Source organism: Enterobacter cloacae complex sp. IR5412 (genome assembly GCF_049237385.1).
In the GTDB taxonomy this organism is placed as follows: domain Bacteria; phylum Pseudomonadota; class Gammaproteobacteria; order Enterobacterales; family Enterobacteriaceae; genus Enterobacter; species Enterobacter intestinihominis.
Window position 1 is genome coordinate 256,417 of the sequence record NZ_JBMKHQ010000002.1, and the last position, 7,111, is coordinate 263,527.

9 protein-coding genes are annotated in these 7,111 nt (G+C 60.4%); 6 read left to right on the forward strand and 3 right to left on the reverse strand.

All coding sequences use genetic code 11. The features are described 5' to 3' along the window. Window position 1: 1 nt before the first annotated feature. The 4 genes from ACOTX2_RS04765 (at window position 2) to ACOTX2_RS04780 (ending at window position 4,665) form a co-directional block, all read left to right on the forward strand. The gene (locus tag ACOTX2_RS04765; RefSeq protein ID WP_421625890.1) at window positions 2-1,162 is read left to right on the forward strand and encodes an ABC transporter substrate-binding protein; all 1,161 of its coding nucleotides are present in this window, start codon (window positions 2-4) and stop codon (window positions 1,160-1,162) included. Next, on the forward strand, window positions 1,135-2,664 hold the full coding sequence (locus tag ACOTX2_RS04770; RefSeq protein ID WP_063147500.1) for an ABC transporter permease subunit: 1,530 nt from the start codon (window positions 1,135-1,137) through the stop codon (window positions 2,662-2,664). Before ACOTX2_RS04765 ends, ACOTX2_RS04770 begins: the two co-directional genes overlap by 28 nt. Further along, entirely contained in the window at window positions 2,664-3,284 is a 621-nt protein-coding gene (locus ACOTX2_RS04775) for an ATP-binding cassette domain-containing protein (RefSeq protein ID WP_063147501.1), read from the forward strand. The genes ACOTX2_RS04770 and ACOTX2_RS04775 overlap by 1 nt, the downstream gene beginning before the upstream one ends. A 73-nt stretch (window positions 3,285-3,357) precedes the next feature. After that, window positions 3,358-4,665, forward strand: coding sequence for a sulfurtransferase (locus tag ACOTX2_RS04780; protein WP_063147664.1), 1,308 nt, complete (start codon window positions 3,358-3,360; stop codon window positions 4,663-4,665). Here the strand turns inward: ACOTX2_RS04780 and ACOTX2_RS04785 are convergent. Together ACOTX2_RS04785 and ACOTX2_RS04790 are read right to left on the reverse strand one after the other, a co-directional pair. Continuing rightward, a complete protein-coding gene (locus ACOTX2_RS04785) occupies window positions 4,662-5,279 on the reverse strand; it encodes a CDP-alcohol phosphatidyltransferase family protein (protein WP_022647802.1) in 618 nt (205 codons plus the stop codon). The genes ACOTX2_RS04780 and ACOTX2_RS04785 overlap by 4 nt on opposite strands. Continuing rightward, window positions 5,269-5,841 (reverse strand): carboxymuconolactone decarboxylase family protein, encoded by a 573-nt coding sequence (locus ACOTX2_RS04790; protein WP_063147502.1) that lies wholly within the window; start codon window positions 5,839-5,841, stop codon window positions 5,269-5,271. Before ACOTX2_RS04790 ends, ACOTX2_RS04785 begins: the two co-directional genes overlap by 11 nt. Window positions 5,842-5,916: 75 nt before the next feature. On the opposite strand from ACOTX2_RS04790, the gene ACOTX2_RS04795 reads away from it, so the two are divergent. Then, the gene (locus ACOTX2_RS04795) at window positions 5,917-6,333 is read left to right on the forward strand and encodes a pyrimidine (deoxy)nucleoside triphosphate diphosphatase (protein WP_022647800.1); all 417 of its coding nucleotides are present in this window, start codon (window positions 5,917-5,919) and stop codon (window positions 6,331-6,333) included. Here the strand turns inward: ACOTX2_RS04795 and ACOTX2_RS04800 are convergent. Next, entirely contained in the window at window positions 6,293-6,565 is a 273-nt protein-coding gene (locus ACOTX2_RS04800) for a YnjH family protein (RefSeq protein WP_022647799.1), read from the reverse strand. The genes ACOTX2_RS04795 and ACOTX2_RS04800 overlap by 41 nt on opposite strands. Window positions 6,566-6,790: 225 nt before the next feature. Here ACOTX2_RS04800 and ACOTX2_RS04805 point away from each other — a divergent pair. Continuing rightward, window positions 6,791-7,111: Glu/Leu/Phe/Val dehydrogenase dimerization domain-containing protein (locus ACOTX2_RS04805; protein ID WP_421625885.1), on the forward strand; the 321-nt coding region annotated here is incomplete at its 3' end.

Here is a 7,111-nt window from a genome sequence, read left to right on the forward strand (position 1 = left end):
GGTGCGTTTTTGCGCGTTTCTGACGAGTCTGCTGCTGGCAACCTCTGCCTTCGCCGCAGAAAGCTGGCAATCCATTCAGCAACAGGCCACCGGGCAGACCGTCTGGTTTAACGCCTGGGGCGGTGACGAGGCCGTTAACCGCTACCTCGACTGGGTGAGCGGCGAGATGAAAACGCACTACGCCATTAACCTGAAGATCGTTCATCTGGCCGATGCCGCCGATGCGGTGAAGCGGATCCAGACGGAACAGGCCGCAGGACGCAGCAGTAACGGGTCGGTGGATCTACTCTGGGTAAACGGGGAAAACTTCCGCACGCTGAAGGAGGCAAACCTGCTGCTAACCGGCTGGGCGCAAACCCTGCCCAACTGGCGTTACGTCGATACCCGTAAACCGGTCACGGAAGATTTTGCCATCCCGACCGATGGGGCGGAATCCCCATGGGGCGGCGCGCAGTTAACCTTCATCGCCCGTAAAGCGAGTATGCCGACGCCTCCGGCAGATCCCCACGCGCTGCTGGCTTACGCTCAGCAGCACCCTGGCAAGGTGAGCTATCCGCGACCGCCGGATTTTACCGGCACGGCGTTTCTTGAACAGCTTCTGCTGGAATTGACCGCCCATCCGGAGGCGTTAAAAAACGCGCCGGACGGCACCTTTGCAGAGATCACCGCGCCGCTGTGGAACTATCTTGATACGCTGCATCCCCTGCTGTGGCGCGAAGGGAACGATTTTCCGCCATCGCCTGCGCGCATGGATACGCTGCTGGCCAGCGGCAGCCTGAACCTGTCGCTCACCTTTAACCCCGCCCATGCGATGCAAAAGGTGACGAGCGGTGAACTGCCTGCCGACAGCTACAGTTTCGGCTTTCTCAAAGGCATGATCGGCAACGTCCATTTTGTCGCTATCCCGGCAAATGCCAGTGCGAGCGCAGGGGCGAAAGTGGTGGCAAATTTCCTGCTGTCACCGCAGGCGCAGATCCGCAAAGCCGATCCTGCCGTCTGGGGTGACCCGAGCGTGCTGGATGGTGCCAAACTACCTGCGAAAGCGGCAAAACAGCTTCATGCCTTTACCCCTTCAGGCACGCCTGATGTACTTCCCGAACCGCACGCCGCCTGGGTTAACGCCCTGGAGCAGGAATGGCTTCGCCGCTACGGAACCCGCTAAGCGGGCTGGTATGGGCGGCAATGGCGGTCATCTATCTGCCACTGCTTCCCGCCAGCGGCATGCTGCTGGCCCCGGCGTTTTCTCTCAGTAACTGGGCGGCGCTGTTTGCCGACCCGCAGCTGCCGCAGGCGCTGGCCGCTACGCTGGTGTCAACCCTCATCGCGACGCTGGGTTCACTGTTTATCGCCCTGAGCCTGCTTGCGCTTCTTTGGCCGGGTGATGGCTGGCAGCGCCTGAGCACCCGTCTGCCGTGGCTGTTAGCCGTGCCGCACGTCGCCTTCGCCACCAGCGCGCTGCTGCTGTTTGCGGAAGGCGGTCAGTTTTACCGGATCTGTACAGTCTGTTCGCCGCAGCTTGACCGCTACGGTATCGGGCTTGGCCTGACACTTGCGGTCAAAGAGAGCGCGTTCGTTCTGTGGGCAATCTACGCCGCACTGCCTGAAAAGCGCCTCGCACAGCAGAAAATTGTCCTGCATACCTTCGGCTACGGACGAATGCAGGCGCTTAACTGGCTCGTCCTTCCGGCTATCGCCCCCGCGCTGGGCGCCGTGATGCTGGCGGTGCTCGCCTGGTCGCTTTCCGTGGTGGATGTGGCGATCGTGCTCGGGCCGGGCAACCCACCTACGCTGGCGGTGCTGGCCTGGCAGTGGCTCACCCAGGGCGATGCGCAGCAGCAGACAAAAGGAACGTTGCTGTGTCTGGTGTTGCTCCTGCTGCTGGCCGCACTTGCCGCGGTGGGATACGGCCTCTGGACGGCATGGCGGCGCGCCCAGCCTGACCCCTCCGGGGTACGTCGCGCTTCGCATACCGCGATGCCCGCACGGACGCTGGGCGGGTTACTGCCGTTGTGCGGCGTGCTCTGTGCGCTGGTTCTGCTGATGCTGGCACGCCGGGGCGACATCGGCCCCGTCAGCGACAGCCTTTCACTGGGACTGCTGTCCAGCCTGACAGCGCTGGCCATCCTCATGATCTGGCTTGAGTGGGGACCCCAGCGCGGCGCGGTGTGGATCTGGCTGCCGCTTGCCCTCCCGGCGCTGCCCCTCGTGTCCGGGCAGTATGCCGTGGCGCTGTGGCTGGGCATCGACGGCCAGTACGCTGCGGTGCTCTGGAGCCATATGCTCTGGGTTCTCCCGTGGATGCTCCTGGTGCTGCAACCGGCCTGGCGCAGGCTCGATCCCCGGCTTATCCTCACCGCCAGAACGCTGGGCTGGCGACAGGCGAAAATTTTCTGGTTAGTGAAATGTCCCCTGATGGTTCGTCCGGCCCTGCTGGCCTTTGCCACCGGCTTTTCCGTGAGCATGGCCCAGTACATGCCCACCCTCTGGCTGGGAGCGGGTCGTTTTACTACTCTGACGACGGAGGCGGTCGCCCTCAGCAGCGGCGGCAGCGTTCCGATCCTCGCCAGCCGGGCGCTGGGTCTGTTGCTGTTGACCAGCAGCGTATTTGCCCTTGCCGCGCTGCTCGCCCGGTTCGTGGGCCGTCACAGACAAGGATTACGTTAATGCTGAACGTGAAAAATCTCACCATTGCGCCACTCTTACGTGAGGTCAACTTCCGCGTCCCGGCAGGGGAGATTCTCACGCTGATGGGACCCTCCGGGAGCGGGAAATCGACCCTTTTCGCCTGGATGGTGGGCGCGTTATCCGCTGATTTTAAGGCGCACGGCGAGCTGTGGCTGAACGATCGTCGCTGCGATATGCTCCCCGTGGAAACGCGCGGGATCGGCATTCTGTTTCAGGATGCCCTGCTGTTTGACGCCTTCAGCGTGGGGCAAAACCTGATGCTGGCGTTGCCGGCGCACATTGCCGGACGCGCGCGGCGCGACGCGGTAGAACAGGCTCTTGAATCTGCCGGGCTGGCAAACCTCTACGCCAGCGATCCGGCGACCCTTTCCGGCGGCGAGCGCGCCCGGGTCAGCCTGCTGCGCGCCCTTCTCGCCCAGCCGCAGGCATTGCTGCTCGACGAACCGTTCAGCCGACTGGATAAAACGCTCCGCGCCTCATTCCGGGCGTGGGTATTCGAAACCACTCGCCAGCGCAAGATCCCGGTGGTGCTGGTCACGCATGATGAGGAAGATATCCCGCCCGGCGGAGAGGTGATTGAGATTTCTCGCTGGCAATAATGTGCTAACGCAATGTTTTTGGCTTCAGGAGAGACGACAATGCCACCCTCTTTTAATGACGTCAGGTTTTCCGATGAAACGTGTTTCTCAACTGACCGCGCTGGCTCTGATCTGCGGCCTCGCCTCACTCTCCTCCATGGCGGCTGATATGCCCCACTCCCTCACGCTGGACCGGCTCCAGGCGCAAAACGGCGCGGTAATTGATACGCGCATCAGTGCGTTCTATAACGGCTGGCCGCAGACGCTGCGCGGAACGTCCGGGCATGAACCCGCCGCGCTTAATCTCTCTGCAGGCTGGCTTGGGGCAATGAGCGATGAACAGCTCAGCGGCTGGGCAAAACAGCATCGGATTACGCCCGACATGCCGGTTGCGCTCTATGGCAACGATGATGACAACAAGACCGTCAAAACGCGGCTGGAAAAAGCGGGTTTTACCCACGTTTCCATCCTGAGCGATGCTCTGCAACAATCCGACCGTTTGCAACGTCTGGCACATTTTGAACAGCTGGTTTATCCGCAGTGGATCCACCTGTTGCAGCAGGGCAAACCCGTTACCGCCGCACCAGCCGGAGAGTGGAAGGTGATCGAGGCTGGCTGGGGTGCGCCGAAGCTTTATCTCCTGAGCCACATTCCCGGCGCGGGCTACATCGACACCAATGAAGTGGAAAGCGAACCGCTGTGGAATAAGGTCGCTGACGAAAAGTTGAAAGCGATGCTGGCGAAGCACGGGATCCGTCACGATACCACCGTCATTCTGTACGGTCGCGACGTATATGCCGCCGCGCGCGTGGCGCAGATCATGCTCTACGCGGGCGTGAAGGATGTGCGAATTCTGGACGGCGGCTGGAAGGCATGGTCAGACGCCAGCCTGCCCGTTGAGCGCGGAACGCCTGAGAACGTGAAGCCAGCCCCTGATTTTGGCGCGCCGATCCCAGGCCAGCCCCGGCTGATGGTGGATATGGAACAGGCCCGGGGAATGCTGCACCGTCAGGACGCCTCACTGGTTAGCATTCGTTCCTGGCCAGAGTTTATCGGTGAAACCAGCGGCTACAGTTATATCAAGCCAAAAGGTGACATTGCCGGTGCGCGCTGGGGCCATGCGGGTAGCGACGCGACCCACATGGAAGATTTCCACAATCCGGATGGCACCATGCGCAGCGCCGATGATATTGCCGCCATGTGGAAGACGTGGAATATCCTGCCGGAGCAGCACGTTGCGTTCTACTGTGGTACCGGCTGGCGCGCGTCTGAAGCCTTCATGTACGCCCGCGCCATGGGCTGGCAAAACGTTGCCGTCTACGACGGCGGCTGGTACGAATGGAGCAGCCATCCGCAGAACCCGATCTCCACCGGGGAGCGTGGACCGGAGAGCGCACGCTAGCGGGGGAGTGACTTCAGCGTCACGTAACCGCTCCAGATGCGCGTTGTGGTGGTCAGCCAGCACAACGCGCCAAACGCCCAGGCGAACAGCGTGAAGTGTGCCGGAAACAGGCAGCACAGCACAAACAGCGCGATGGTCTCCGTTCCTTCCGTTAATCCTCCAATGTAATAAAGCGACTTGTGCGCGTAGCCGGGGTTGTCGATATTATGCTTCCCCGCCAGCGCGGCAAAGGCCAGGAAACTGCTGCCCGTCCCCATAAACGCGAACAGCAGCCAGGCGGCGGCGATCGCATTGTCAGCCGGAGCGGCCAGCGCGAAGCCAAACGGTACCAGCGCGTAAAACAGGAAGTCGAGGGCGATATCAAGAAATCCTCCCGCGTCCGTCAGGCCACGGCGACGCGCCAGCGCACCGTCCAGACCATCCAGCAGCCGGTTCAGCACAATGGCGACCAGCGCCGCCAGATACCAGCCCAGCGCCAGAAACGGTAACGCCAGTACGCCAATCGCAAACCCGGCGAGCGTTAACCCATCAGGCGTAATAAACGGTTTATCCAGCGCGGCGGCCAGCTGATTTAACCCGGGCTTCAGCCGTGGATGCAGATGTTTATCCAGCATGCGGTTCACCTTTAAACGTGGCACACAGGCCCTGAGCCGGGATATCCAGCGCGGCGTTAAAGCGGGCGGAAAGGTTCTGAAAGGCAATCAGAGCCGTCATTTCGGTGATAGTCTCTTCGCTAAAGTGGCGCTTCAGCTGGTTTTTGATATTTTCATCCACCTGAGGCGGCGTGGCGGTGACCGCTTCCGCATAGGCCAGCGCCGCGCGCTCCTCTTCGCTGAACAGGGTGGAATTTTGCCAGTCGTTGACGGCCTGCACTTTATCCAGCGCCCCGCTCCGCTCGGCCAGACGCAGGCTGTTGGCATCAATACAAAATGCGCAGTGGCAGATCTGCGAGACCCGCGTCATTAGTAACGAACGCAGAACCGACGTCAAACGCGCCTTGCGCCGCTCCAGATAGCCGACAAATAGCGCTACCAGCCAGAAAAGACGCGGCATACGCCCCCACCAGCGCGTGGGGTTCAGCACCGCGCCGAAGTGTTTTTTCTGCATGGCAGCAATGGGCTTGAGGCTGACGGGAAGGGTTTCCATGGGCGCAACCCAGGCGGCTGTCTCTTTCACCTGATTCTCCTGATGACTGGACTCTTTGGCAGGGCACGATAATATGTCGTTTTTCGCTATTAATTATTGACGAACATGCTGAAAACACTCGATGTTGTTGCGGCCATCCTCGAAAAAGAGGGCAAGATCTTGCTGGCGCAGCGTCCCGAACATGCCGATCAGCCAGGAATGTGGGAATTTGCGGGCGGAAAGGTTGAAGCCGGTGAGACCCAGCAGGAAGCGCTGATCCGCGAACTACGCGAAGAGCTCGGCATTGAAGCCGTGCCCGCGCGGTATGTGGCAAGCCACCAGCGGGAAGTGTCGCAGCGGCTGATCCACCTCCACGCCTGGCACGTGCCGGAATTTAGCGGCGAGCTGAAGGCGCACTACCACTCGGCGCTGGTGTGGTGCACGCCAGAAGACGCGTTCACGTATGATTTAGCCCCGGCGGATATACCGCTCCTGGAAGCGTTTATTCTTTTACGCGACGCCAGACCAGCGGGTTTGTACTGAGGGTGCGTTCATCACGCTGGCACTGCAACAGCACGCCATCCGCCCTGACCACTGCGCCTTCGGAATAGTTTTGATCCTGATAGATACAGCACTGATTACACGGCTGCGCACGCTGTCCGCCAGCGCTAAAAACCTCTGGCGGCACGTTAACTTCGACATCCGGGCGAATGCGATCAGCCTGTGCCCCGGCGGACACCATCAAACATAACGCGGCCATTGCGAAACGGTTCATAGACTTAATTTCCTTTGCATCGTTTATATCTATAACGGTAGATCCTGGCGGGATCTTTAATTTATCTCGTCATCGCTTTTGGTTATGACGCGCGGCTTGTCATTAATTTCCCTTTCGGCCTAAATTTCTGCTTGCCTCTCAAAGCGGTGCGGGTGGTATAGTCAAAAAAACGACACAAAACATCTCCGCCACACGCACAAATTATTATAAGAGGTTCTTATATCTATGGATCAGACACGCTCTCTGGAAAGCTTTCTTGCCCATGTTCAGCAGCGCGACCCGCACCAAAGCGAGTTTGCCCAGGCCGTTCGTGAAGTCATGACCACCCTGTGGCCCTTCCTTGAGGAAAATCCGCGCTACCGCCAGATGGCGCTGCTTGAACGTCTGGTGGAGCCAGAGCGCGTCATCCAGTTCCGCGTGGCGTGGGTGGACGATCGCAATCAGGTACAGGTCAACCGCGCGTGGCGCGTGCAGTTTAACTCCGCCATTGGGCCGTTTAAGGGCGGGATGCGCTTCCATCCCTCGGTGAACCTGTCGATTCTGAAA

Bases quoted from the DNA above. Each gene is read 5' to 3' on its own strand.
- ACOTX2_RS04770 (WP_063147500.1), top strand. From the start codon at position 1,135: ATGGCTTCGCCGCTACGGAACCCGCTAAGCGGGCTGGTATGGGCGGCA.
- ACOTX2_RS04775 (WP_063147501.1), top strand. From the start codon at position 2,664: ATGCTGAACGTGAAAAATCTCACCATTGCGCCACTCTTACGTGAGGTC.
- ACOTX2_RS04780 (WP_063147664.1), top strand. From the start codon at position 3,358: ATGAAACGTGTTTCTCAACTGACCGCGCTGGCTCTGATCTGCGGCCTC.
- ACOTX2_RS04785 (WP_022647802.1), bottom strand. From the start codon at position 5,279: ATGCTGGATAAACATCTGCATCCACGGCTGAAGCCCGGGTTAAATCAG.
- ACOTX2_RS04795 (WP_022647800.1), top strand. From the start codon at position 5,917: ATGCTGAAAACACTCGATGTTGTTGCGGCCATCCTCGAAAAAGAGGGC.
- ACOTX2_RS04800 (WP_022647799.1), bottom strand. From the start codon at position 6,565: ATGAACCGTTTCGCAATGGCCGCGTTATGTTTGATGGTGTCCGCCGGG.